The sequence below is a fragment of the Sorangium sp. So ce381 genome (assembly GCF_051473845.1).
Lineage (GTDB): Bacteria > Myxococcota_A > Polyangia > Polyangiales > Polyangiaceae > Sorangium > Sorangium atrum.
The window spans coordinates 9,802,551-9,826,919 of sequence record NZ_CP150336.1; the positions used below are offsets into that span (position 1 = coordinate 9,802,551).

18 protein-coding genes are annotated in these 24,369 nt (G+C 72.4%); 14 read left to right on the forward strand and 4 right to left on the reverse strand.

The window, feature by feature from the left end; genetic code table 11:
• Positions 1–413: 413 nt before the first annotated feature.
• The 7 genes from dnaB (at position 414) to WMF29_RS36860 (ending at position 11,124) form a co-directional block, all read left to right on the forward strand.
• Positions 414–1,916, forward strand: a complete 1,503-nt coding sequence (dnaB, locus tag WMF29_RS36830; RefSeq protein WP_437324782.1) for a replicative DNA helicase — start codon at positions 414–416, stop codon at positions 1,914–1,916.
• Between the two features lie 15 nt (positions 1,917–1,931).
• Positions 1,932–2,360: a hypothetical protein gene (locus WMF29_RS36835; RefSeq protein WP_437324783.1), complete on the forward strand. Its 429-nt coding sequence runs from the start codon at positions 1,932–1,934 to the stop codon at positions 2,358–2,360.
• 76 nt (positions 2,361–2,436) lie between these two features.
• Positions 2,437–5,235 carry a CehA/McbA family metallohydrolase gene (locus tag WMF29_RS36840; protein WP_437324784.1) on the forward strand — a complete coding sequence of 933 codons (2,799 nt, stop codon included), beginning with the start codon at positions 2,437–2,439 and terminating at the stop codon, positions 5,233–5,235.
• Positions 5,236–6,077: 842 nt separating this feature from the next.
• Positions 6,078–7,067 (forward strand): L-threonylcarbamoyladenylate synthase, encoded by a 990-nt coding sequence (locus tag WMF29_RS36845; RefSeq protein WP_437324785.1) that lies wholly within the window; start codon positions 6,078–6,080, stop codon positions 7,065–7,067.
• 326 nt (positions 7,068–7,393) lie between these two features.
• A complete protein-coding gene (locus tag WMF29_RS36850) occupies positions 7,394–8,596 on the forward strand; it encodes a YcbK family protein (RefSeq protein ID WP_437324786.1) in 1,203 nt (400 codons plus the stop codon).
• 259 nt (positions 8,597–8,855) lie between these two features.
• Positions 8,856–10,913, forward strand: a complete 2,058-nt coding sequence (locus WMF29_RS36855; RefSeq protein ID WP_012239556.1) for a PrkA family serine protein kinase — start codon at positions 8,856–8,858, stop codon at positions 10,911–10,913.
• A gap of 67 nt (positions 10,914–10,980) precedes the next feature.
• Complete coding sequence (locus WMF29_RS36860) at positions 10,981–11,124, forward strand: hypothetical protein (RefSeq protein ID WP_437324787.1); 144 nt, start codon at positions 10,981–10,983, stop codon at positions 11,122–11,124.
• Positions 11,125–11,199: 75 nt separating this feature from the next.
• Here WMF29_RS36860 and WMF29_RS36865 read toward each other — a convergent pair whose 3' ends face one another.
• Both WMF29_RS36865 and WMF29_RS36870 read right to left on the reverse strand, forming a co-directional pair.
• On the reverse strand, positions 11,200–11,463 hold the full coding sequence (locus WMF29_RS36865) for a hypothetical protein (RefSeq protein ID WP_272104359.1): 264 nt from the start codon (positions 11,461–11,463) through the stop codon (positions 11,200–11,202).
• Between the two features lie 33 nt (positions 11,464–11,496).
• On the reverse strand, positions 11,497–12,252 hold the full coding sequence (locus WMF29_RS36870) for a PP2C family protein-serine/threonine phosphatase (protein WP_437324788.1): 756 nt from the start codon (positions 12,250–12,252) through the stop codon (positions 11,497–11,499).
• A gap of 133 nt (positions 12,253–12,385) precedes the next feature.
• Here WMF29_RS36870 and WMF29_RS36875 point away from each other — a divergent pair, with 133 nt between their 5' ends.
• Complete coding sequence (locus WMF29_RS36875) at positions 12,386–13,591, forward strand: FIST signal transduction protein (protein WP_437324789.1); 1,206 nt, start codon at positions 12,386–12,388, stop codon at positions 13,589–13,591.
• Positions 13,592–13,665: 74 nt separating this feature from the next.
• On the opposite strand, the gene WMF29_RS36880 is transcribed toward WMF29_RS36875, so the two are convergent.
• Entirely contained in the window at positions 13,666–16,065 is a 2,400-nt protein-coding gene (locus WMF29_RS36880) for a protein kinase domain-containing protein (protein ID WP_437324790.1), read from the reverse strand.
• A 115-nt stretch (positions 16,066–16,180) separates the two neighbouring features.
• Between WMF29_RS36880 and WMF29_RS36885 the strand changes: the two genes are divergently transcribed.
• The 6 genes from WMF29_RS36885 to WMF29_RS36910 all read left to right on the forward strand — a co-directional run bounded on the left by WMF29_RS36885 (position 16,181) and on the right by WMF29_RS36910 (position 23,447).
• A complete protein-coding gene (locus tag WMF29_RS36885; protein ID WP_437324791.1) occupies positions 16,181–17,236 on the forward strand; it encodes an ABC transporter ATP-binding protein in 1,056 nt (351 codons plus the stop codon).
• The gene (locus WMF29_RS36890) at positions 17,233–18,039 is read left to right on the forward strand and encodes an ABC transporter permease (RefSeq protein ID WP_437324792.1); all 807 of its coding nucleotides are present in this window, start codon (positions 17,233–17,235) and stop codon (positions 18,037–18,039) included. The genes WMF29_RS36885 and WMF29_RS36890 overlap by 4 nt, the downstream gene beginning before the upstream one ends.
• 5 nt (positions 18,040–18,044) lie before the next feature.
• The gene (locus WMF29_RS36895) at positions 18,045–18,830 is read left to right on the forward strand and encodes an ABC transporter permease (RefSeq protein ID WP_272104548.1); all 786 of its coding nucleotides are present in this window, start codon (positions 18,045–18,047) and stop codon (positions 18,828–18,830) included.
• Between the two features lie 123 nt (positions 18,831–18,953).
• Entirely contained in the window at positions 18,954–20,861 is a 1,908-nt protein-coding gene (locus WMF29_RS36900) for a PAS domain-containing protein (RefSeq protein ID WP_437324793.1), read from the forward strand.
• A 149-nt stretch (positions 20,862–21,010) separates the two neighbouring features.
• Complete coding sequence (locus tag WMF29_RS36905; protein ID WP_437324794.1) at positions 21,011–22,738, forward strand: hypothetical protein; 1,728 nt, start codon at positions 21,011–21,013, stop codon at positions 22,736–22,738.
• Positions 22,739–22,856: 118 nt separating this feature from the next.
• On the forward strand, positions 22,857–23,447 hold the full coding sequence (locus tag WMF29_RS36910) for a Uma2 family endonuclease (RefSeq protein WP_437324795.1): 591 nt from the start codon (positions 22,857–22,859) through the stop codon (positions 23,445–23,447).
• A gap of 51 nt (positions 23,448–23,498) precedes the next feature.
• Here WMF29_RS36910 and WMF29_RS36915 read toward each other — a convergent pair whose 3' ends face one another.
• Positions 23,499–24,359 carry an EI24 domain-containing protein gene (locus WMF29_RS36915; RefSeq protein WP_437324796.1) on the reverse strand — a complete coding sequence of 287 codons (861 nt, stop codon included), beginning with the start codon at positions 24,357–24,359 and terminating at the stop codon, positions 23,499–23,501.
• Between the last annotated feature and the right edge of the window lie 10 nt (positions 24,360–24,369).

Here is a 24,369-nt window from a genome sequence, read left to right on the forward strand (position 1 = left end):
ATGGCTCACGCCGAGGTGCGAAGCGTCATCGCAGCTGAGTCAAGCGCGAAAAGAAATGGCGATGAGACCGGGGTTGCTCAATTTCCATACCTCGCCGGCGGCGGCGGCGCCTCGCCCCGAGGCCCCTCGGCAGCGACCGCCGAGGAGGCCACCGCGAAAGCGTCCGAGCCTGCCTCCGATCATGGAAGAGCGCCCCCTCGACGTGGAACCTGCATTGGGATGCCCACCGCACGAACGCTCACTGCAATGCAAACAGAAACCCTTCTCAGGGCTGCCCATGTTCTGGTAGACGGAAATCGACCCTGCACCCGACGCCCCGGAGGAACGTTTCCCCTCCGGGGCGTCGCCCATTTCGGCACCTGTGGAAAAGCTCGGGGCGGGATGGGGGGAATCGGTGGGGAGGAGAAGTACGGATGATGAGAATGATGGAGCGCCGCGGCCAGCGGCCTCAGAGGATCGAGCCTCCCATCGTCGCCGGACGCGTGCCGCCGCACGACCTCGACGCCGAAGCAGCGGTGCTCTCCGCCATCCTGCTGCACCGCGACGCGCTCGATCGGGTGCTCGAGATCCTGAAAGCGGACCACTTCTACAGCGAGGCGAACAGCCGCGTCTATGAGGCCGCGCAGGAGCTCGCGGCCGCCGGCACGCCCATCGACATCGTCTCGGTCGCGTCGTGGCTCCGCGACCGGGAGCGCCTTGCCCAGGTGGGCGGCGCGGCGTACCTCGCCCAGCTCGCGGACGCGACGCCCGCGGTCGCGCACGTCGCGGCGCACGCGCGCGTCGTCTACGAGAAATGGCGCGTGCGGCAGCTCATCGCCACGTGCCAGCGCGTCGCGGCCGAGGGGTACGGCGACGTCGGGGTGGTGCAGGAGTTCATCGACGGCGCGGAGCAGGCGGTCTACCAGCTCGCCCGCACGCCCCAGGGGACGGCGACCCAGCCGATCGCCCAGGTGCTCAAGGCCGCGTTCGAGCAGATCACCGCCGCCGCCGAGCGCGGCGACCGGATCACCGGCATCTCGACCGGGTACGAGAAGCTCGACGCCAAGACGGCCGGCTTGCACGACGGCGACCTCACGATCGTCGCCGCCCGCCCCGGCATGGGCAAGACGTCGTTCGTCCTGAACCTCGCGGTGAACGTGGCGTCGCCGCGCATGGTGAGCTCCCCGGGGCCCGACCAGTCGGGGCACGGCGTCGAGCGGCACGATCCCGGCTTCGGCGCCTGCGTCTTCTCGCTCGAGATGCCCCGCGAGCAGCTCGCGACACGTATGGTCTGCAGCGAGGGCCGCGTCGACGTCGGCAAGCTCCGCCAGGGCTTCCTGCAGCCCGACGACTGGCGCCGCCTGACCGAGGCCGCCTCGTTCCTGTCCACCCTGCCCGTCTGGGTCGACGACACGCCGGCGATCTCCCTCCTCGAGCTGCGCGCCAAGGTGCGGCGCATCCAGGCCGAGTACGACCGGCCGCCCAGCGACGGCAACTCGGGGCGGCGCATCGGGCTCGTCGTCATCGACTACCTGCAGCTCATGAAGGGGCGGGACGGCGTGAGCAGCCGCGAGCAGGAGATCAGCGAGATCTCCCGCGGGCTCAAGCAGCTCGCGAAGGAGCTCAAGGTGGCGGTCATCGCGCTCTCCCAGCTGAACCGCGCCGTCGAGACGCGGACCACCAAGGACAAGCGCCCTCAGCTGTCGGATCTCCGCGAGTCGGGCGCGATCGAGCAGGACGCCGACAACATCATCTTCATTTACCGCGACGAGTACTACAACGCGGAGACGACCAACCACAAAGGCATCGCCGAGCTCATCGTCGCCAAGCAGCGCAACGGGCCGACGGGCAAGGTGCTCACGCGGTTCACCTCCTCGTGCACCCGGTTCGACAACCTCGCGCCGGGCGACTACCCGGAGATGGTCGACGACGAGTAGGCTGCGACCCACGACATGTCCGCCTGGTACGTCCCTGCCCTCCTCGCCGCGCTCTGCATGGCCGGTCACTACCTGATGCTGCGCGCGGCGGCAGGGCGGCTCGGAGACGCCCTTGGCGCGCTGTGCGTCGAGGGCACGGCGGCCGTCGGGATCCTCGTCTTCCTCCTCCTCCGCCCTGGCGCGGAGGCGCCTCCGTCGGCCCAGGGGGTGCTCTGGGCCTGCGCCGCCGGCCTGTGCATCGGTGGCGTCGCGACGCTCACCTTCATGGCGCTCCGCATCGGCGGTCCGGTGACCGCGACGGGGCCGATCGTGTTCGCCGGCGGCATCGCGATCGCCGCGCTCTTCGCGCCGCTGCTCTTCGGCGAGGAGTTCACCGCCCGCCGCGCGCTCGGCGTCGGCCTGGGGCTGGCCTCCCTCTTCGTCCTCGCCACCGAGCGCTCCTGACCCAATCTGCGCCGCGGCCGCGCATCGGAAGACGAAGACCCAAGCCGCGCCGCGGCCGCGCATCGGAAGAGGACCGATGACCCGCTCGCCCGAGAGCCCCCGCCCCCCCAGGAGCCCCGCGCGCGCGGGGCGCGCCGCGCGCCACGCCCTCCGCTCGGCGAGCCTCTGCGCGCTCGCGCTCGCCTCCGCGACCTGCGCGCCGCCCGTGCAGGGCGGCAGCGTCGTCGTGTCCTCCGGCGCCGTCGAGCGCCTCGGCATGCTCTGCCGGTGGGGGCGAGGCGGCGCGGAGCAGGGCGATCTCTGCCCGAGGGACGGCAGCGCCGCGCAGCCGGCGCGCGTCCGGCGGATCACGGGGCCCGCGGACGCGCTCTCCGGTCCGCTCGCGGCGGGGCGGCCCGGCGACTACGTGCTCGAGAACGACGCGATCGCCGTGGTCGTCGATCAGCTCGGCCCCGGGGCTGGCCTCGCCGAGAGCGGCGGCAACCTCGTCGACGCCGCGGACGCGCGGGCGCGCCGCGACGAGCTCGGGCAGATCGTCACGCGGCTCGGCGCGCCGCCGCGGCAGGTGATCTACCGCGACATCACCACGGGCGGCGGCGAGGACGGCGCCGCCTGGATCGAGGCGCGCGGCGAGGTGCGCGGGCGCGATCTCGCCGGCGGCGCGCTCTCCGTCACCACCCGCTACACGCTCCGGCCGGGCGACCGGGCGGTGATGATCACGACGTCGCTCCAGAACGACGGCGACCGCCCTGTCGAGGCGCTCGACCTCGGCGACGTCGTCCACTGGGGCGCGGCGGGGCACGTCGCGCCCGGGATGGCGCCGGGGCTCCGCGGCGAGATCGAGGCGCCGTACCTGGCCGGCGTCGGGACCGGCGTCGCGTACGCGCTCGCCCCGGTGGACGGCGCGACTGTCCGCGCGCGGAGCGGCGAGGGCTTCAGCGACGTGACGTTCGCCCGGCAGGCCGCGCTGCCGCCCGGCGGGCGCGCCGCGTACCAGCGGATCCTCGCGGTCGCGCCGCGCGGCGACTCGCTCGCCCTCGAGACGGAGCTCTTCTTTCTGGGCGGCGGCGCGCCCGGCGGCGTCGCGCTCGAGCTCGTGGACGGGCGCGGCGCGCCGCTCCCGCCCCTCGCCGGCAAGGTGACGCTGACGCCGATCGCCGAGGACGGCGCCGCGCCGCCCGCCGCCGCGCTCGATCTGTGGTTGCGGACCGGCGATGGCGCGCCGCTCGCCGCCGAGGCGCCGCCCGGCCTCTACCTCGTCGGCTTCGAAGGGAGCGGCCGCCGCGCGCTGGGGAGCGCGCGGATCCGGATCCGCGCAGGCGAGATGGCCCCCGCGCGGCTCACGCTCTCCGGCGCCGGCCGGCTCTACCTCGGGGTGCGCGAGGGCGGCGCCTCGGCGCCCGCCGCCGCCCCCGATCCCCTCGGTCCGCTCGCGCCGGCGAAGATCAGCCTCTTCGACGCGGCGACCGGCAAGGCCCTCTCGCCGCCCCGGCTCGCGCTCATGGGCGAGCTCGATGTCTCCCTGCCTCCCGGGCGAGTCCGCGTCGTCGCATCGCATGGCCCCGAGTACGCGCTCGCCGAGGCGATGGTCGACGTCGCGGACGGCGGTACGTCGCGGCTCGATCTCACGCTGGAGCGGGTGGTCGACACGTCGGGCTACATCGCCTGCGACCTCCGGCAGCACACGGCGCGGAGCGCCGACGCGGGCGTCTCCTCGGCCCTGCGGCTCCTCTGGAGCGCGGCGGAGGGCGTGGAGTGCGCGGTGGCGAGCGAGCACAACCTCGCCTCGGATCTCCAGCCGGACGTCGCCGCCCTGCGGCTCGAGACGCGGCTGCGCATGCTCCCGGGCGTGGAGCTGACGAGCGGCCGGAGCGGCGCCGGGCTCGGGAGCCTCGGCGTGTTCCCGCTCGGCAGCGAGGCGGCCGCGCCCCGCGAGGGCGCGCTGCGGTGGGTCGACGAGACCGCGAGCGAGATCCTCCGCGAGGTGCGCGCGCTGCCCGGCGAGCGCGTCGTCCAGGTGAGCCGGCAGCACGGCGGCGGCTCACCGCTGCACGGCTCCGGAGCGCCGCAGGTCGCGCCCGATCAGGGCCCGAGCCTGCTCGCGCAGATCGTCGGGGACGGCGCCGACGCCGTCGAGGTCTGGACCGGGCGCGACGCGGCCGCGCGGGACCGCGCGCTCGAGGAGCTCTGGGCGTTGCTCCGCGCGTCCCACCCGGTCACGCCGACGGCGACCAGCGACAGCCACGGGCTGCACGGCGCGGAGTCGGGTTATCCGCGCACCTACGTCGCCGTGGCCGACGATGATCCGGGCCGGCTCGACGCGGCCGATCTCGTCGCGGGCCTGCGGCGCCGGCGCGACGTGGTGATCACGAACGGGCCGTTCGTCACGATGCGCCTCGGCGACACCCGCCAGGGCGGCGTCGCCTCGGCGCGGCGCGGGTCCCGCGGCGGGCCGCTGTCGCTCTCGATCCGCGTCGAGCGCGCCCCGTGGGTCGACGCGCGCGAGCTCCAGGTGCTCGTCGGCGGCGTCGCGAGCGGCGCGCCGATCCCGCTGGAAGGCGCGCGCACCACGCCCGCGGGCGCGCTCCTCGACGAGATCGCGATCCCCGTCGTCCTCGGAGCCGGCGGCGGGCGACGACCGCCACGGCCCGACGCCGGCGCGGCGCGCGGCGACCGCGGGCCCGGGCAGAGCGCGCACGGCGCGATCTCCGTAGCCGAGGACACCTTCGTCGTCGCGATCGTCCGGGGGCGGCGGCCGCTCCAGCCGGTGCTCGCGGGGGACCCGGGCGAGATCCTGCCGTTCGCGATGACGGCGCCGCTCTGGATCGACGCCGACGGCGACGGTCGCTCCCTCGGCCGCGCGACAGGCCCTTGAGCGCGGCGAGCTCGGTGACGCGCCAGGCACAGCAGCGCAACCCCGCATAAGAGGGCAGCACGCGTTGCTGCAAGCTGGCCGGCGCCTGGCCCGGCTGTGCGGCATTACGTGTAGCCGTCGAGCTTTGCTTTTAAATCGTCCTTGGCGCGCGAAAGAAGCGAGCAAAGATGATCTCAACGCAAAGACGCCATAAGACGCCATAAGACGCAAGGATGTACGAAGTTTGCTCCTTTTTGCGGCTTTGCGTCTTTGCGACTTTGCGTTAAATCTCTCGATGGATCCCTCGCCGAACTCCTGGTGGGTGGAACCAGTACGCCCAGAGGACCGGTGGCTGGCGCTCCAGGACGACGCGAGCTGCCCACCCTTCCGATACGAGCGCACCGACGGCGCCAATGGATCTGTAGGATTGATACGGCGCCCTTGGTGGGTGCACGTCGAGAAAAGACCTGTATCAAAGGTCACGACCAGCGCCGGCGCTCGTTTGCGAGGCCGCGGATAGGTCACGACCTATCGCGGAGGATCTTTTCGGCCCCGGAGACAGGTCCCGATCTCAAGAAATGGATCTTTTCATACAAGTGACCAGGTCGCGACCAGGCCATGGGCTCACGAGGAGCCTCCGCGTCAGATCGCGATCTTGCCGTCGGCTCGCGAGCAGCCTCCGCGCCAGGTCGCGACCTCGCCGTCGGCTCGCGAGCAGCCTCCGCGCCAGGTCGCGACCTCGCCGTCGGCTCGCGAGCAGCCTCCGCGCCAGATCGCGACCTCGCGGGGCATCCAAACGAGCGGCCGGAGTGGATCGCTTTTCGTTTGCCTCCCGCGCGCCCGGGCAACATGGACCGCGGCGCATGCGAACCGAGCGGCTCGCCGCTGACGCGGCATCCATCGCACGGGCCGCCGAGATCCTCCGCCGCGGAGGGCTCGTCGCCTTCCCCACGGAGACCGTGTACGGCCTCGGCGCGCGCGCCGACGACGCGCGCGCTGCGCGCGGCATCTTCGAGGCGAAGGGGAGGCCGCCCGGCAACCCGCTGATCGTCCACGTCCCCGATGTCGCGTCCGCCCGCGCCCTCGCGGACGGCTGGCCGGCGGACGCGGAGCGGCTCGCGCAGGCCATGTGGCCAGGGCCCCTCACCCTGATCGTCGCGCGCCGGCCCGACCGCGTCGCCGACGTGGTCGCCGCCGGCGGGCCGACGGTCGCGATCCGCATCCCCGTCCACCCGGTCGCGCGCGCCCTTCTCGACGCGGTCGGGCTGCCGATCGCCGCGCCCAGCGCCAATCGCTCCACCGAGATCTCGCCGACCACGGCCGAGCACGTCGAGAAGAGCCTCGGCGGGCGCATCGACGCGATCCTCGACGGCGGGCCGACCGCCGTCGGCATCGAGTCCACCATCGTCGACGTCACGCGCTCGCCGGCGCGGGTGCTCCGCCCGGGGCACGTCACGGCCGAGGCGATCGCCGCCCTCGTGCCGCTCCAGGCGGCCGCCGCGCTGATCACCGCCCCGGCCGAGCGCGCCCCGTCCCCCGGGACCCACGCGCGCCACTACGCCCCCCGCGCGCAGGTCGCCCTGGTCCCCGCGCAGGCCGTCCGCGGCGAGCTCGAGCGCGCCGCGCAGGCCGGGGCGCGCGCCGGCGCCATCGAGCACGGCAGCCGCACCGCGACCGGGCCGCACGCCGAGCTCCTCCCGGGAGATCCCGCCGGCTACGCCGCGGCGCTCTACGCCGCGCTGCACCGGCTCGAGGACGCCGGCTGCGACGTGATCGTCATCGCCGCCGTCCCCGAGGCTCCCGCGTGGGACGCCGTGCGGGACAGGCTGACGCGCGCCTCCGCGCCCCCCTGAGCACGCGCCACGCGCCCATCGGTCACCAACGTGGTCGTGGTCGTGGCCGTGGTCGTGGTCGTGGTCGTGGTCGTGGTCGTGGTCGTGGTCGTGGTCGTCAACGATAGGCCGTGAACGACCACGACCACGTAAACGTAAACGTAAACGTAAACGTAAACGTAAACGTTCGGATGTAGGAGAACGCGGCGGGAGGCTTGGTTAACGCTCAGGGATCCCCCCGCGGGTGGGTTTTCATCCCCCGAGCTGGCGGTTTGTGGCAAATCAGGGTCGCCCGCCCGCTGGGTGAGCTACCTTCCTCGCCCGACTCTCACCCCTCGTCGATACCCATGCCGGCAACGTCCCGCGCCGCCGTCCACAGCCTCGCGACAGCCCTCGGCCTCGCCGCGCTGCTCGTTGCCGCCCCCCAGCGCGCCAGCGCCAGCCTGCTCGACGAGCCGCCGAAGCGCGCGAGCTTCAACCTGAACGAGACGGTCGCGCCGGAGCTGCCGCTCCTCCGCGCCTTCCACAACGCCGCCGTCGAGCGGCCTGGACCGTTCCGGCTCTACCTGAGCAGCGCCTACGGGAAATGGCGGGAGCAGCCGTGGTGGCAGCTCGCCTGGGGCGGCGCGCGGCCGGACGCCGCGGACGCGCTCGGCGAGCACGCGCTCGCCTCCCCTGCCCTCGGCTCCACGGCGTTCGCGAGCGCCGGCTCTCCCTTCATCCCCTTCGAGCTGCCCGGCCCTCTCCGGCTCGATCCGGCCGCTCCGGCGTGGTTCCGCCAGCTCGATCCGATCCTCGGCCCGCCGGTGCTCGCGACCACGGGGCCGAGCCTCTCCTCGAACGGCTTCGATCTGCTCTGGGAGCCGCCGAAGAAGCAGCCGCCCGACTGGCGCTGCCGCAGGGGTCCGGTCCAGTTCGCCCGGTACGGCGGCCAGCACGACGCCTTCGAGCTGGTGCGCTGCGACGGATCCGTCGCGCCCGGCGCGCTGGATCGCCTGTCGATCATGGCCCGTCCGCCCGACGCGCCGGACCCGGGCGCAGAGCTCCCCGATGAGCCCGACGCCGACACCTGGCAGCGTGCGCTCGAGTGGGTGCCCCAGGTCCGCCTCGTCCACCCGCGCCTGCTCTGGCTGCTCCAGCAGATCGCCGACGCCTTCCCGCGCCGCGGGATCCACATCTTCAGCGGGTACAGGCCGCGCGCGCCGACGACGCGCGACGCGCCGGCCGCGCGCAGGCCGGCGTCCGGCACGCACCACAGCCAGCACGCCGAGGGGCGCGCCATGGACATCCACGTGATGGGCGTCCCGAACACCGCGCTATTCCAGTTCTGTCGCACGCTCGACGACGTGGGCTGCGGCTTCTACCCGAACAGCAAGTTCGTCCATGTCGACGTGCGCCGCCCCGGCGCCGGGCGCGTCTTCTGGATCGACATCTCCGCCCCCGGCGAGCCGTCGGAATACGTCGACTCCTGGCCCGGCGTCGTCGAGAGCGGCGGGCTCTCCTGGGGAGGCGCGCAGGGAACGCGCTCCGGCGGGGCCGCGCCTCGCTGACGTCGCCTCCCCGCGGTCGCCCTCGCACCTCGCGCCTCCACCCGCGCGACCGGCCGCTCCGCTGCGCGCTCCCGTTCCGGATGATGGAGCGCGCCTCGGGGCGCGGTGACTTGCCTCCCCGCGATCGGTGTTAAGCTTGGCTTCTTCCCCCTGGGCGCGCGACGCGAGACGGGGGCGGAGCTCGGCGAGCCGAGATCTGTCCCTGCACCTCCGGCGGCAAAGGCCGCCCCGCGGTTGCCCTGGAGAAAAAGGGTGCGAAATGGGCGAGTTGCGGACAGGGATGGTTGAGAAGATCGCGGCGATGCAGGACTTCGCGCTCTACCGCGATCTCGCGTGGGAGGGCACGTTCGAAGAGTACCTCCAGATCGTGCGCCAGAACCCGCAGGTGACGCGCAACGCGTTCCAGCGGGCGTACGACATGATCATCCGCTACGGCATCGAGGAATACACCGACAACAAGAAGAAGCTCATCCGGTACAACTTCTTCAAGGACGAGATGCACGGCGGCGCCGACGCCGTGTACGGGCTCGACATCCCGCTGATGCGGCTCGTCCACGTGCTGCGGGCCGCCTCGGAGGGGTACGGCCCGGAGAAGCGCGTCATCCTGCTGCACGGCCCGGTCGGCTCGTCGAAGTCCACGATCGCCCGGCTCCTCAAGAAGGGCATCGAGCACTACTCGACGACCCCCGACGGCGCGCTCTACACGTTCGACTGGGTGAACCTCGACGACGTCGGCATGGCCGGGACGGAGAGCGCCCGCTTCAAGTGCCCGATGCACGAGGAGCCGCTGCGCCTCGTCCCGCCGGCGTGGCGCGACCGCGCGTTCCGCGAGCTCGGCCTCTCGAGCGCGCAGCACCACGTCCGGACCGAGGGCGACCTCGACCCCGCGTGCCGCTTCATCTTCAACCGCCTGATGGACAAGTACGGCGGCGACTGGTCGAAGGTGATGCAGCACGTGCGCGTGCGCCGCCTCGTGCTCAGCGAGAAGGACCGCGTCGGCATCGGCACCTTCCAGCCGAAGGACGAGAAGAACCAGGACTCGACCGAGCTCACCGGCGACATCAACTACCGCAAGATCGCGGAGTACGGCTCGGACTCGGACCCGCGCGCCTTCAACTTCGACGGCGAGTTCAACATCGCGAACCGCGGCATCGTCGAGTTCATCGAGGTGCTGAAGCTGGACGTCGCGTTCCTCTACGACCTGCTCGGCGCGTCGCAGGAGCACAAGATCAAGCCGAAGAAGTTCGCCCAGACGGACGTCGACGAGGTCATCATCGGCCACACCAACGAGGCCGAGTACAAGAAGCTCCTGAACAACGAGTTCATGGAGGCCCTCCGCGACCGCACGATCAAGATCGATATCCCGTACATCACGAAGGTGTCGGAGGAGATCCGGATCTACGAGAAGGACTTCAACAAGGAGAAGATCCGCGGCAAGCACATCGCCCCTCACACGCTCGAGGTCGCCGCGATGTGGGCCGCGCTCACCCGGCTCGAGGACCCGAAGAAGCACAACCTGTCGCTCGTCCAGAAGATGAAGCTCTACGACGGCAAGGTCCTGCCCGGCTACACGCAGGACACCGTGAAGGAGCTCCGCAAGGAGGCGTCGCGCGAGGGCATGGAGGGCATCAGCCCCCGCTACGTGCAGGACAAGATCTCGAACGCGCTCGTCAACGACCTCGGCGAGGGGACGATCAACCCCTTCATGGTCATGAGCGAGCTCGAGAAGGGCCTCCGGCACCACTCGCTCATCACGAACGACGAGCAGCGCAAGCGCTACACCGAGTGCATCGGCATGGTGAAGCGCGAGTACGAGGAGATCGTCAAGAACGAGGTGCAGCGTGCGATCAGCGCCGACGAGGACGCGATCCAGAAGCTCGCCGCGAACTACATCGACTCGATCAAGGCCTACACCCTGAAGGAGAAGGTGAAGGACCGCTTCACCCGCGAGGACGTCGAGCCCGACGAGCGGCTGATGCGCTCGATCGAGGAGAAGATCGACATCCCCGAGAACCGCAAGGACGACTTCCGCCGCGAGATCATGAACTACATCGGCGCGCTCGCGGTCGACGGCAAGAAGTTCGAGTGGCACACGAACGACCGGCTGCGCCGCGCCCTCGAGCTCAAGCTGTTCGAGGATCAGAAGGACGCGATCAAGCTCCAGACCCTCGTGTCGAGCGTCATCGACAAGGAGACGCAGGAGAAGATCGACATCATCAAGACCCGGATGATCAAGTACTTCGGGTACAACGAGGTCTCGGCGCGCGACGTGCTCGACTACGTGGCCAGCATCTACGCGCGCGGCGACACGAAGTGACCCTTCGCGGGGGCGCGGCGCGCGAGGCGCCGCGCCGCCTGCGCCCCTATCGGTCGCCATCGCCAACGTGAACGTGAACGTGAACGTGAACGTGAACGTGAACGTGAACGTGAACGTGAACGTGAACGTGAACGTGGTCGTGGTCGTGGTCGTTCACGGCTTACCGTTGACGACCACGACCACGACCACGACCACGTTCACGACCACGTAAACGACTACGTAAACGTTCGGATGTAGGAGAACGCGGCGGGAGGCTTGGCTAGCGCCTACGAACCGCCCCCGAGGCTCAGCCTTCGCGCCTGAGCCTCGCGAGCTCGCGCTCCAGCGAGGCCACCGTCCGCTTGAGGTCGCGGACCTCCTCGACGGTCGCGAGGCCCATCGCCTTGGCGAACGTCTCCTTCTGCTCCGCGGTGAACGAGGAGACCCGGCCGGGCACGCTCATCGCCGTCATGAACAGCCGCATGAACCGCTCGTCCTGCATCAGCTTCGCCACGTTCGGGTTCGCGGCGAGCTTCATGCCCTCGGTGACCAGTCTGTCCTTCAACGCCATCCTGGCAGCGTAGCCGACTTTCGCGCGGGCGCGTCAGCCCACCTCGACCAGCACCGCCGTGATGTTGTCCCGCCCCCCGCGCCGATTCGCGAGGTCGATGAAGAGGTCGACCGCCACGTCGCCGCCCTTCGAGGCGATGCTCGCGACCTCCTCCTCGGCGTGGAGATACCCGTGCAGCCCGTCGGAGCAGAGCAGGTATCGATCGCCCTCCTCCACGGCGACGATCGAGGTGTCGACCTCGACGTAGTCGCGGTTGCCGACCGCGCGCGTGATCACGTTGCGATGGGGCGAGCTCTTGGCCTCGTCGACGGAGATGAGGCCGTTCTTGATCTGCCACGCGATCAGCGTGTGATCCTCGGTCATCTGCACCGCGGTCCCGTTGCGGATCTGGTAGATGCGGCTGTCGCCCACCTGGCCGGTCACGAGCGCGCCGCCGACGATGAGCGCCGCGCTGATCGTCGTGCCCATGCCGCTCTTGTCGCGATCGAGCTCGGCGATCGCGAAGACCATGTACGTCGCCGCCTGGATCGCGCCCTCGAGGATGCGCAGCACGGCGCGCGCCTTGGGCTGCGTCAGCGGCTCGTTCGGATCGCCGATGGCAGGAAGGCCCCGCTTCACCATGCCGTAGATCGTCTCGACCGCCTCGGCGCTCGCGACCTCGCCGGCCGCGTGCCCGCCCATGCCGTCCGCGACGATGTAGAGACGGAGCTCGTCGTCCCGGAAGAACGCATCCTCATTGGCGCGCCGGTGGCGCCCGACATCGGTGCGGCCAAATGATTGGATCCTCATCGAGGTTGCCCGGTCCTTCGCTCGCCGTCCCGTGAGGAAATCCCCGAGGCGCCGGCGCGACTGTCGCACGATAAACTTCTTGAGCGGGGCCTGTCGAGTGGTCGGAGGCTCGGTTAGGATGGGCGAGCCAGCCATGGCACGAAGCTTCTCCGCGACCTGTGGGCCGGATGGCCTTCTCCAGCACCTGGCCGACCTGCGCAGCGCAGTCCCGTCGCCGTCGGGCGGCGTCGTCTTCGTCTCCGGACAGCTCGCCCAGCGCGCCTCGGGCGTCGCCGAGCTCGTCCGTGGCGCCTGGCGCGGCGTCCCGGCCTGCGTCGTGCCGGCCGCGGGCGTGCTCAGCGAGCGCGGCGAGATCGAGGGGGACACCGGCGCGAGCGGCGTGCTGTGGTCCGGCGGGCAGGTCACCCCCTTCGCGCTGCCCGAGCGGGCCGAGGAGCCGAGCCGCCTCCTGGGGGAGGCGCTCACCCGCGCCGTCGGCCAGCGCTCGGCGACGGCCATCCTCTTCGCCCGGCCCGGGGCGTTCGCGCCCGAGCGGCTCGAGGCGCCCGCCCTGTCCGCGCCGAACGCTTGCCTGTTCGGCGCCGGGACGGCCTCCGGCTCCGCCATCGGCGTGACGGCGCAGGGCGAGCTCATCGAGGGCCCGGCGACGGGCCTCGCCATCACCGGGTTCGCCCCGCCGCTCGTCGACGCCTCGACCGCCGCCAGGCTGCTCTCCGGCTTCCACCGCATCGACGACGCGAGCGGCGGCGTCGTGCTGCGCGCCGGCGGGCGGCCGGCGCTCGACCTGCTCTCCGCCGCGACCGCCACGCTCGGCGAGCCGCCGAGCGCGCAGCAGCTCATCCTCGCCGCGCTGGCCGACCCGCCGCTCGATCCGCCGGGCGCGCCGGGCGCGCCGGGCGCGCCGGGCGCCTACCGCGGCGAGCCGCGCGGCGACGCCGCCGAGGCGGCAGCGCCACGTTACGTGCTGCGGCCGGTCCGCGGCATCGATCCCTCGCGGCGGGGGCTCCTGCTCGGCGACGAAGCGAGGCCCGGCGCGCGCCTCGCGTTCGCGGTCCGCGACGCCGCCGTCGGTCGCGCCGGGCTCGAGGGGATCGCCCGGCAGGTGTCCCGGAGCGCGCTCGGGTCGGCCCCCCGCTTCGCGCTCTACCTGACCTGCGCCGGGCGCGGCCAGGGCCTGTACGGGACGCCCGACGTCGAGGCGCGCATCCTGCGCCAGCGCTTCGCCGACCTCCCGATCGCCGGCATGCACTCGAGCTTCGAGATCGCCCCCTGGGCCCGGGGCCAGGCCAGGCTCGCCCTCTACACCGGCGTGCTCGCGCTCTTCCGCGCGCCGAGCTGAGCGCTTTTCTACGCCGGCGTGCTCGCGCTCTTCCGCGCGCCGAGCTGAGCGCGCGCCGAGCTGCGCGCCGCGCCTCAGCGCTCGCGGTAGACCGCGACCACCGCGGAGGCCCGCCGCTGCACCGCCGCGTGGACGGCCGCATACCGCGGCTCGTCGCGCAGGGACGCGAGGACCGGACAGCGCTCGATCCAGATCAGGTCGAACAGGCCGTCGGCCAGCGAGAGCTCGAGCGCGGTCAGCGCGAGCTCTCGCTGGCCGAGGAAGGCCGCGAACTCCGCCTGGAGCTGCCGGATGAACGACGTGCGCCGCAGCGCCGTGACGGGCGGGCGCTCCCCCTCGACCTGCACGGGCCGTACGTCCGAGAGCCGCCCCTCGATGAGGTCGTCGATCACCTGCGCGAACGGCGCGGGGAGGTCCGGGAACGCCTCGCTCACGCGCTTCTGAGAGAGCTTCTCGACCACCTCCGGGTCGCGCTGCCAGAGCACGCGGCGCATCCGCAGGACGGTGTAGCCCGATCCGCTCCCCACCGTCGGATGCGCCCGGATCACGTCCTCGGCGTCCGACCACCTGCCCAGCAGCGTGTACGCGCGCGCCAGCGCCTGCGCCGCCAGCACCACCTCGGGATCGCGCGCCAGCGCGGACCGCGCGCGCCGCGCGCCCTCCTCGAAGGCGCCGCACTCGAGCAGGATGTGGCCGATGAGGCCCTCCGCCTCGGCGTTCCCCGAGCGCGACGCGAGCGCCGCCTTGAGCTCCCGCATCGCGCCGACCACGTCGAGGCGCTGGAACCGCACCGACGCCATCGCGAGCCGCGCGTCCGGCAGCCCGGGCGCCGCGGCGACGGCGCGAGACGCCGCCTCCGTAGCCAGGTCCCCGCCGCGATCCGTGAAGAACCAGAAGCGGGAGCGCGCGAGCGCGTAGGCCGACAGGATCATCGGATCCTCGGGCGCGCGCGAGAGCGCCTGCTCGAACAGCGCGATCGCCCGCTCCTGGTGCTCCGGCCAGAACCGGCGGTACTCGTGGCGCCCGCGCAGGAACAGGTCGAGCGCGACGGGATCGCTCGGCGCCGTGCGGTTCGACGCGGCCCCGTCGAGCGTCAGCGCCGCGGCGACCGCCTCGGCCACCTCGTCGTTGATCCGCAGCACCTCCGTCTCGGGGCGATCGAAGCGCTTCGCCCACAGCTGGAACCCGTCGGCGACGCTGATGAGCCGCGCGTTGATCCGCACCGTCCCGTCGCGCCGCCGCACCGAGCCCCCGACGACCACCTGCACCCCGAGCTCCCGCCCGATCTCGCGCGGATCGAGCTCGGAGGACGATCGCCGCCCGAGCGCCCCGCGCGGCCTCACCCGGAGGCCCGGCGTCATGGAGAGCGTGTCGACGAGATCGTCCGTCAGCTCCTCGGCCAGGTACGCGTCCGACGCAGGTCCCTGGTTCGCGAACGGCAGGACAACGACGCTCTTGCCGCCGTGCTCGGCCACCCCGGAGCTCGCCCCCGGGGTCACCCCGGAGACCGCCGTCCGCCCCTGCGGCGGCGTGAACGCCGGCGGCGTCGCCGCGGCCGGGCGGGTGAGCGAGGCGAGGTCGTGCACGACGCTCTCGACGGACGCATACCGGTCGTCGCGCTCGCGCGCCATGCAGCGGAGCACCACGCGCGCGAGCGCGTCGGGCAGGTCGGCGCGCCGGAGCCGCGGATCCGGCGGGTCGGCGAAGAGCCGCGCCGCGGCGACGGCGAGCGGCGCGTCGCCCTGCCACGCGCGCTCCCCCGTGAGCATCTCGTAGAGCATCGCCCCGAGGGCGTAGATGTCGGCGCGCGCGTCGACGTCGTCGGCGCCCTGCACCTGCTCGGGCGCCATGTACGCCGGCGTCCCCATGACCGCGCCCAGCGTCTTGCCCGCCTCGCCGCTCGCGACCGCGCGCGCGATCCCGAAGTCGGTCAGGACGACGCGCCCGTCGCGCCCGAGCAGCACGTTGTCCGGCTTGAGGTCACGGTGGATGACGCCGGCCCGGTGCGCGGCGTGGAGGCCCGCGCAGACGCCCTCCACGACGTCCAGCGCGCGGCTCACGCCGAGCCGCCGCTCGCGCGCGAGCAGCGCGGCGAGCGGCTCGCCGTCGACGAACTCCATCGTCAGGAACCGGTCGCCCTCGTGCTCGCCGATGTCGAAGACGCGCGCCACGTTCGGGTGCGTCACCTTGCGCGAGAGCCGCACCTCGCGCCGGAACCGATCGGTCACCTCCGGCGCGACGCTGAGCTCGCGGCGCAGCACCTTGACCGCGACGAGCTCCTCGAGCTCCAGGTCGCGGGCGCGGTACACGCTGCCCATCCCGCCGATGCCGACCAGCCCGAGGAGCTCGTACCGGCCTGCGAGGACCTGCCGCGGGCCGGTCGCCACGGCGTCCGCGGGGTCGGCCGCTTGCCGCGCGCCGCTCGCCGCGAGCGGGAGGTCGTGGATCGTGTCGTCCTTGGAGCTCTGCGGCATAGGGGAATTCCGGCGGCCGTTGCCCCCCGCGTCACGAGGTTAGCCCACGGGATCGGCCGGTCGAGCGCCGACCGTCGCGGGAGCTCCAGCACGGAGGTGCTAGTCTCCGCCGCCCATGGCAGAGGCGTCGAGCTCCATCGTGGTGGAGTCGCTCTCCAAGACGTACCAGGTCCACGAGCGCGCAGCCGGCTTCTCGGCCACCGTGCGCTCGCTCTTCCGGCGCCGCACCAAGGTCGTCCACGCCGTCGAGGACCTCTCGTTCTCGATCGCCCCCGGCGAGCGCGTCGGCTTCCTCGGCCCGAACGGCGCCGGGAAGACGACGACGCTGAAGGTGCTCTCCGGGCTCCTCCACCCGTCGGGCGGCAAGGTCGAGGTCGCTGGCTTCGTCCCGCGGCACCGTGAGCCCGATTTCCTCAAGCGGATCACCCTCGTGATGGGGCAAAAGCAGCAGCTGCTGTGGGACCTCCCGCCCGCCGAGACCTTCGCGGTGAACCGGGCGATCTATGGGATCGGCGACGCGGATTTCAAGGAGACCCTCGGTGAGCTGGAAGACCTCCTCGGCATCGCCGAGATCGCGACGAAGCCGACGCGGCAGCTCTCGCTCGGCGAGCGCATGAAGTGCGAGCTGGCGGCGGCCCTGCTGCACCGGCCGGAGATCCTGTTCCTCGACGAGCCGACGATCGGGCTCGACGTGGCCATGCAGCTCGGCGTCCGCGAGTTCATCCGCCGCTACAACGAGCGGCGGCGGGCGACGATCGTGCTCACGTCCCATTACATGGACGACGTGGCGGCGCTCTGTCCGCGGGTCATCGTCATCGACAAGGGCAGGCTGCGCTACGACGGCGACCTCGCGGCGCTCGTCCGCAGCATGCGGCCTCACAAGCGGATCGCGCTGCACTTCAAGAACCCTGTCGACCGGGCGCTCCTCGAGCGGGTGGGCGCCGTCCTCTCGCTCGATCCTGGCCACGCGGTGCTGCAGGTCCCGCAGGCGGAGCTGCGCGACGCGATGTCCTGGCTGCTCGGCCAGACCGACATCGCGGATCTCACGGTCGAGGATCCTCCCCTGGAGGAGGTGATGCGCGAGCTCTTTTCGGGCGTGGAGCCCTCGGTGGGACCGGAAGGCATGCCGGAAGGCGAGGCGGCGGGCTCGACGGGCGGGGCGGCGTCATGAGCGGGTTCTCTCGGGCCGCCCGGGCGTTCCCGACGCTGCTCCGCGTCGGGGTCGCGGCCGCGCTCGCGTACCGGGCCGAGATGCTGATCTGGATGCTCACGACGACGATGCCGCTCGTGAGCCTCGCGCTCTGGTCGGCGGTGGCCGCGAGCGCGCCGGTCGGCCGCTTCGGGCCGCGCGACTTCTCCGCGTACTTCCTGGCCATCCTCATCGTCCGGCAGCTGACCGGCTCGTGGCTCGTCTGGGAGATGAACATGGACATCAAGAGCGGCGCCCTCTCGCAGCGCCTGCTCCGGCCGATCCACCCGCTCTTCTCCTACGCCGCCGAGAACCTCGCCGCGCTGCCGCTCCGGGCGGCGCTCTGCTTGCCCATCGCGGTCATCGCGCTCGTCGCGACGTCGGGCGAGCGGTTCCAGCCGACGGCGCTCGAGCTCGGGCTCTGGGTCGTCTCGCTCGTCGGCGCCTGGGCGATCAACTTCTTCACCATGGCGCTGATCGGCTCGCTGGCGTTCGTCATCGACAGCTCGACCGCGGTGTTCGACGTCTACCTCGCGGCCTTCATGGTGCTCGCCGGCTACCTCGTCCCGATCGAGCTGTTCCCCTCGTGGCTCGCCGATCTCGCGCGGGTCCTGCCGTTCCGTTACAGCCTCGCGTTCCCTGTCGAGCTCATCACCGGCCTGCTCGACCCGGGCCGCGCGCTCACCGAGCTCGCGGTGCAGTGGGCCTTCGCCGCCGCGTCCGCCGCCGCCGCGCTCGTCGCGTGGCGCGCGGGGGTCCGGCGGTTCTCGGCGTTCGGCGGGTGAGCGGCGTGCGTTACCTCCGGTTGCTCGCGACGCAGCTGCGCGTGTCGATCGCGCTCGGGATGCAGTACCGGTGGGATTTCCTGCTCGGCGCGGTGATGACCGTCGTGTGGACGGTGGTCGGGCTGGTGCCGCTCCACATCGCGCTCGTGGCCCGGCCGCCGGTGCAGGGCTGGACGTACGAGCGGGCGCTCGTGGTCGTCGGGTGGTTCACGCTGCTCAAGGGCATCCTCGAGGGGGCCGTGAACCCGTCGCTCATCAGCGTGGTCGACCAGATCCGGAAGGGCACGCTCGACTTCACGCTGCTCAAGCCGGCCGACGCGCAGTTCCTCGTCTCCACGGCCCGGTTCGAGATCCGCAAGGTCGTGGACGCCGCGGCCGCGGTGGCGATCTTCACCTACGCCTTCGCCCAGATGGGGCGCGCCCCCGCGCCTGCCCACGTCGCGCTCGCGCTCGGCCTGCTCGTGACGGCGACGCTGGTGCTCTACTCCATCTGCATCCTCGTCATCTCCGCCGCGTTCTGGGTCGTGCGCCTCGACAACCTGGCCTACCTCTTCAACTCCATCTTCGATTTCGCGCGCTGGCCGGTCACGATCTTCACCGGCTTCTGGCGCGTCGTCTTCACCGTGATCGTCCCGCTCGCGCTGATGACCACGTACCCGGCGGAGGCGATGCTCGGCACCATCGCCCCGCGCACGGCCGCCGCCGCGGCGCTCGGCGCGCTCGTCTTCGGCGCGGTCGCCCGTGGCGTGTGGAAGCGCGCGATAGGCCGGTACACATCGGCGTCGAGCTGAGCGTCGCGAGGGCTTCCGGCGAGCGGCGCGCTGCGTTAACGTCACACGATTGCCCTCCGGGTGCGAGGAGGACTACGGACACCGGGGGAAGCGCGGGGATCGAGACATCGGGAAGGAGACGCGGTGAAGGACGGAGGGCTGACGCTCGAGGAGTTGGGTCGGAGCATCGTCGATCTCGCGATGACCGAGGACGTGATACGCCGCCAGGCGCTCGCCCTCCTCCCGGTCGGGCGCCGCGAGGAGCGGGAGCTCGAGGTCCTCGGCAGGCCGTCGCGGCTCACGATGGACTTCGAGGTCGGCGACCCGGCGGCGACGCGGAGCATGAGCGGCGCGTTCGATGTCGCGATCCCGCACGCCGTGACGGTGCGGGTCGACGCGGAGCGAGAGGCGGAGGAGCACCGGCTCGACGTGACCCTCACGCTGCGCATCACGCCGAGGCCCTGCGCCCCGCTCGGGATCTTCCTCGACGTCGCGGAGCTGTCGGCGGAGTCGGTGAGGTTCGCCGAGTCGCGGGTCGGCGCGAAGGACTACCTGCGCGGCCGGATCGCGGAGGAGGTGCGGAGGGAGCTCCTCCGCCTCGTGCGCGCGCGGATCGCGGAGAGCCGCGCGGACCGCACGCTCGACCTGGAGGAGCCGCTCCTCCGCGCGCTCGGGGACGCCTCCTGGGCGGGGCAGGAGGAGGCGGAGGAGCCGGACGGGCGGGACGCGCCGCCGCCGAGCCGGGTGCGCGGTGCAGGCGGCCCGGCGAGCGGCGTTGGGCTGCCGGACGCGCAGCTCAGCGACCTGGACGCGCAGCTGCGGTTCTTCGGGAACGCGATGCCCCTCCAGGTGTGGACCGCGCGCCCGGACGGCCGGCTGAACTTCGTGAACCGGGCCGTCCTCGACTATTTCGACCGCACGGAGGAGCAGATGATCGGCGAGGGCTGGCTCGCGGTGCTGCACCCGGACGACGTCCCGAAGACGGTGGCGGCGTGGACCCGGAGCCTCGCGACGGGCGAGCCGTACGACACGGAGTTCCGCCTGCGGCGAGCGAGCGATCAGACGTACCGGGAGCACGTGGTCAGCGCGCTGCCGCAGCGCGACGCGGCGGGGAACATCTTCCGGTGGATCGGCGGCACCACGGACGTGGCCGAGCTGCGCCGCGCCGAGGCCGCCCTCCGGAGGAGCGAGGCGCGCTACCGGCTCTTCGCGGAGGCGTCGAACGAGGGCGTCTGGTTCTGGAACATCCGCGAGGACACCGTGGAGTGGAGCGATCGCATGCTCCAGATGATCGGCGTCCGCCGAGAGGCGTGGGGCGGGACGTTCGCGAGCTTCTTCGAGCGCGTGCACCCCGACGACCAGGGGCCGGTGCAGGCCGCGCTGAGGGCTCACCTCGAGGAGCGGCGGCCGTTCGAGGTGGAGTACCGGCTGCGGCGCGAGGACGGCGAGTACCGCGACGTGTTCGTCCGCGGCATGGCCGAGTGGGACGACAACGGCGTGCCGTTCCAGATGGCGGGCGGCGCGACCGACATCACCGAGAAGAAGCGCCAGCAGGCCGTGCTGAACGAGCGGCTCGAGATCATCGAGCAGCAGCAGGAGGCGATCCGGGCGCTGTCGACGCCGATCATCGAGGTCTGGAGGGGGGTGCTGACGATGCCGGTCCTCGGCGTCCTCGACGAGGAGCGCGCGCAGCAGATGATGGAGGTGCTGCTCGAGGCCGTGGCGCGGACCCGCTGCCGTCACGCGATCATCGATCTGACCGGGGTGAGCGCCGTGGACGCGGCCACGGCCGATCACGTGCTGCGGCTCATCGACGCCGTGGCGCTGCTCGGGGCGCAGGGCATCGTCGTCGGCATCCGGCCCGAGGTGGCGCAGACGGTGGTGTCGCTGGGGCTCGATCTGTCGAACATCAAGACGCTCTCGAACCTCCGGGAGGCGCTCCTCTTCGCGATGCAGTCGAGCGGGGTGTCGGTCAAGCGGCGGCGCAGGCGGAGGGCGGGGCGCGAGCGCGCGGACGACGCGAAGGGGACGCGCGACTCGCGCGACGGGTGATCGGCACAGGCGGCGCGAGCGCGCCGGGCAAGCGCCGGCCGGCGCGCCCTGAGCAGCTCCTGGTCCGGGTTGACGTCGCGAGGGGGGGTGCGACGATGGCGACAATGCGTCCTCGCCGGCGGCTCGCCGCCTTACTCCCGCTTCTGTGCGTGCCCTCGCTCCCGCTCGCCCTCGCGGGCTGCCAGCAGGTTCTGGGCATTCATGACGTGAGCGACGATCGCGACACGGTCAGGCCCGACGGCCAGACGCCTCAAGGGAGCGGGGGCGCGCCCTCCGGGGTTGGCGGCGGCGGCGATGCCGGCGGCGAGGTCGGCGGCGGCGGGCTCGGCGGCGGCGATGCCGGCGGCGGCGGTCACGGCCCTGACGTCATGGATCTCGCGCTCGTCGTCCTGACGCCCAACGTCACGGTGCCTCTCGGGGGGAAGAACCTTGTCGAGATCGAGATACGGCGCACCGGCGGCTTCGACGGCGAGGTGACGGTGGCGGCGGTGAGCCCTCCTGCGGGCCTCGCCGTCAAACCCATCACGATCGCCGCCAAGGAGACGAAGGCCGAGATCGTGGTAGGCGCCGAGGCGCCGCTCGCCCTGGGCAACACGATCTCCTTCTCCTTGAAGGCGACCTCCGGCGCCCTGGAGAGCACCGCCTCCGTGACGAACGCGCTCGTGACCGGCCGCCCGGGCTCCCTGGACGCGACGTTCGGCGTGGCGACCGGCATCGCGCCGGTGCGCTTCGGGAACGACGACGGCGGCTATTTCACCGATATCGAGGTGGTCGGCGAGCGGATCGTCGCGACCGGCTGGGGCATCGGCGGCCTCGGCGGCTCGTCGATGAAGATCGCGCGCTTGACCAGCGCCGGCGCGCTGGATCCCGACTTCGCCGGCGGCGCCTTGCTGTCGACGAGGATCGGGAGCAGCTCGGGCGCCGAGGCCCAGTCGTTCGCGGTGGGGCACCAGGTCGACGGCAAGATCATCGCGATAGGCTGGCACGAGACCCCGGAGCCGCGTGACATCGCCCTCTGGCGCGTCGGGGCGAACGGCGCGACCACCGACCCGGAGTTCGGCAACAACGGCAAGGCGCTGGTCGATACGGGCGGCGAAGAGACGGTCGTGGACGGGCTCGTCCTGGCCAACGACAAGATCCTCGTCGCTGGCGCTCGCGACGCGCGCATGATGGTGGCGCGCATCTCCTCGAATGGGAGGCTCGACACCGCCTTCGCCGCGCCGAACGGCTTCTGGGCGCTCGACCGCGCCTCCACCGCGAGGGCCGTGGCCGTCGACCGCGAGGGCCGGATCCTGGTCGTGGGCGAGGTGGACGCGGGGGGCCAGTCCGACGGCATCCTCGCCCGCTTCCTGGCCAGCGGGCAGCCCGACACCACCTTCGGGACCGGCGGCCAGCAGGTCTTCGGTACATCCGCGATCAGCGAGCGCACGGCGGCGGTCGCCGTCCTCGACGACGGCCGCATCCTCGTGGGCGGCAGCGCCGGCAAGGACGGGGGCGCCGACTTCGAGGTCCGCCGCTTCCTCGAAGACGGCGCGGCCGACCCGAGCTTTGGCGCGTCGGGCGTCGTCACGCTCCCGATCACCGACGGCGACGACGTGGCGCAGGACGCCATCGTGCTCCCCGACGGCCGGATCCTGGTCGTGGGCAATGCGACCGGCGGGGCCACGCCTGGGCCGGTGCTCGCGCGCTACCTGCGCGACGGCAGGCTCGATCCCAACTTCGGAGTTGGTGGCGTGCTCTCCTTGTATGTCGGCGACTCGGGCGGCATCCAGCGGGCCGCGGTCTACCCGGGCCACAAGGTCGTGATCTGCGGCGAGAACCAGGGAGGTGTGCCAGGTCCAGGGACGTACGGGATCGTGGCGCGCCTCTGGATGTAGCGCTCGTCGGCGCCGAGTCAGGGTCCAAGCGGCGGTCGCCCTTCGCCACGTCCACAGGTCTCAAGACAAGGCTCCTCGCTGCCTTGCCCCGCCGCCCGCCCCCGTGCAGGCTTCGCCCATGGGCCAGCCCGCCGCGAAGCAGCGCCGCGCCACGTACGCCGACCTCGAGGCCGTCCCGGCGAACAAGGTGGCGGAGCTCATCAGGGGCGTGCTCCACGTCCTGCCCCGCCCGACGCCGCGCCACGCCAACGCGAGTTCGGTCCTGGGGATCAAGATCGGCGGCCCCTTCGGCCTCGGCGATGGTGGGCCAGGCGGCTGGTGGATCCTGGACGAGCCGGAGTTGCACTTCCCCGACCCGGACGCGCCGGGCGAGATCGACGCGCTCGTGCCCGACCTCGCCGGCTGGCGCCGCGAGCGCATGCCCGAGCTGCCCCAGACGGCCTACTTCGCGCTCGCGCCGGACTGGATCTGCGAGGTGCTGAGCCCGTCGACAGCGTCTGTCGACCGTGACGAGAAGATGCCGATCTACGCGCGCGAGGGCGTGCGTTACGCATGGCTGGTCGACCCGATCGCACGGACGTTGGAGGTCTTCTCGCTCGCCTCGGGCCGGGGCTGGGGGCCCGCCGCCGTCCACCGCGACGCTGCGCGCGTGCGAGTCGAGCCCTTCGAGGCCGTCGAGCTCGATCTCTCCGTGCTCTGGGCGACGTAGCAGACCGCCGTGCCGTTCAGTTCCCGGCGCCGCGGCCCGGGCAGCCCTAGCTCAGCGCGGCGCTCGCGCCGTGGCCTCCCACCGCTCCAGCGCGACGACGAGTCGAGCCGCCCCGAGGACGCCGGCCGGGAGCACGAGGAGCAGCGCGCAAGGCAAGAACGAGAGCAGCGCGAGGCCGGAGCCGAAGCCCATCACCGCGGCGAGGTTCCGGCGCACGAAATCGATCCGCGCCCCGACGGGCACGCCGCGGATCGACAGCGGGCAGTCGCAGAGGTCCCAGGCCCCCGCGAGCGCCGTCACCGCGAGCTGGAGCGGGACGACGACGACGCTCGCCGGCGCGAAGAGCAGACCCACGATGCCGAGGACGATGAGGATCGGGAGCGTGAAGGCGAGCGCCACGAGCGACGACTGCAGAGCGCGCCACATGTCCGCGAAGAAGCCGACCTCCGGCCACGGGGGCGCCCCGAGATCGGCCTCGGCCCTGCGCACCATCCGCTCCAGCGCGGTCCCCGAGAGCGGCTTCGCGAGCCCGAACGAGATCACGAGGGCGGCCACGAGCACCACCGCGAGCGAGAGGATCCGCAGCACGGCCATGAGCACGGTCCAGGGCCACCCCGTCCCCGGCTCCTTCACGATCAGGTCGACGAGCGAAGGCGCGAGCTCCACGCCCACGATCGACAGCACGACCATGAGCACCAGCGCGATGCCCGTGGGGACGAGCGCGAGCGGCCAGAGGTCCGGCGTACGAAAGAGGTAACCGTAGCCGCCCAGCATGGCCTTGAGGCCCGCGCCGAAGCCGGGGCGTTCGAGCGGCACGAGCCCCTCCGGCGGGCGCTGCGCCGGCGCCGTGAGAGAGCCGCGGGGAGCGTCGGGGGTGATCATCCGGCCACGAACGTCCCAGCGGTCGTGCATCGGGTCAACA

Excerpts from the sequence above, each read along its gene's own strand:
- dnaB (WP_437324782.1), top strand. The coding sequence starts at position 414 with ATGATGAGAATGATGGAGCGCCGCGGCCAGCGGCCTCAGAGGATCGAG.
- WMF29_RS36835 (WP_437324783.1), top strand. The coding sequence starts at position 1,932 with ATGTCCGCCTGGTACGTCCCTGCCCTCCTCGCCGCGCTCTGCATGGCC.
- WMF29_RS36840 (WP_437324784.1), top strand. The coding sequence starts at position 2,437 with ATGACCCGCTCGCCCGAGAGCCCCCGCCCCCCCAGGAGCCCCGCGCGC.
- WMF29_RS36845 (WP_437324785.1), top strand. The coding sequence starts at position 6,078 with ATGCGAACCGAGCGGCTCGCCGCTGACGCGGCATCCATCGCACGGGCC.
- WMF29_RS36850 (WP_437324786.1), top strand. The coding sequence starts at position 7,394 with ATGCCGGCAACGTCCCGCGCCGCCGTCCACAGCCTCGCGACAGCCCTC.
- WMF29_RS36855 (WP_012239556.1), top strand. The coding sequence starts at position 8,856 with ATGGGCGAGTTGCGGACAGGGATGGTTGAGAAGATCGCGGCGATGCAG.
- WMF29_RS36865 (WP_272104359.1), bottom strand. The coding sequence starts at position 11,463 with ATGGCGTTGAAGGACAGACTGGTCACCGAGGGCATGAAGCTCGCCGCG.
- WMF29_RS36870 (WP_437324788.1), bottom strand. The coding sequence starts at position 12,252 with ATGAGGATCCAATCATTTGGCCGCACCGATGTCGGGCGCCACCGGCGC.
- WMF29_RS36875 (WP_437324789.1), top strand. The coding sequence starts at position 12,386 with ATGGCACGAAGCTTCTCCGCGACCTGTGGGCCGGATGGCCTTCTCCAG.
- WMF29_RS36880 (WP_437324790.1), bottom strand. The coding sequence starts at position 16,065 with ATGCCGCAGAGCTCCAAGGACGACACGATCCACGACCTCCCGCTCGCG.
- WMF29_RS36885 (WP_437324791.1), top strand. The coding sequence starts at position 16,181 with ATGGCAGAGGCGTCGAGCTCCATCGTGGTGGAGTCGCTCTCCAAGACG.
- WMF29_RS36890 (WP_437324792.1), top strand. The coding sequence starts at position 17,233 with ATGAGCGGGTTCTCTCGGGCCGCCCGGGCGTTCCCGACGCTGCTCCGC.
- WMF29_RS36910 (WP_437324795.1), top strand. The coding sequence starts at position 22,857 with ATGGGCCAGCCCGCCGCGAAGCAGCGCCGCGCCACGTACGCCGACCTC.
- WMF29_RS36915 (WP_437324796.1), bottom strand. The coding sequence starts at position 24,359 with ATGCACGACCGCTGGGACGTTCGTGGCCGGATGATCACCCCCGACGCT.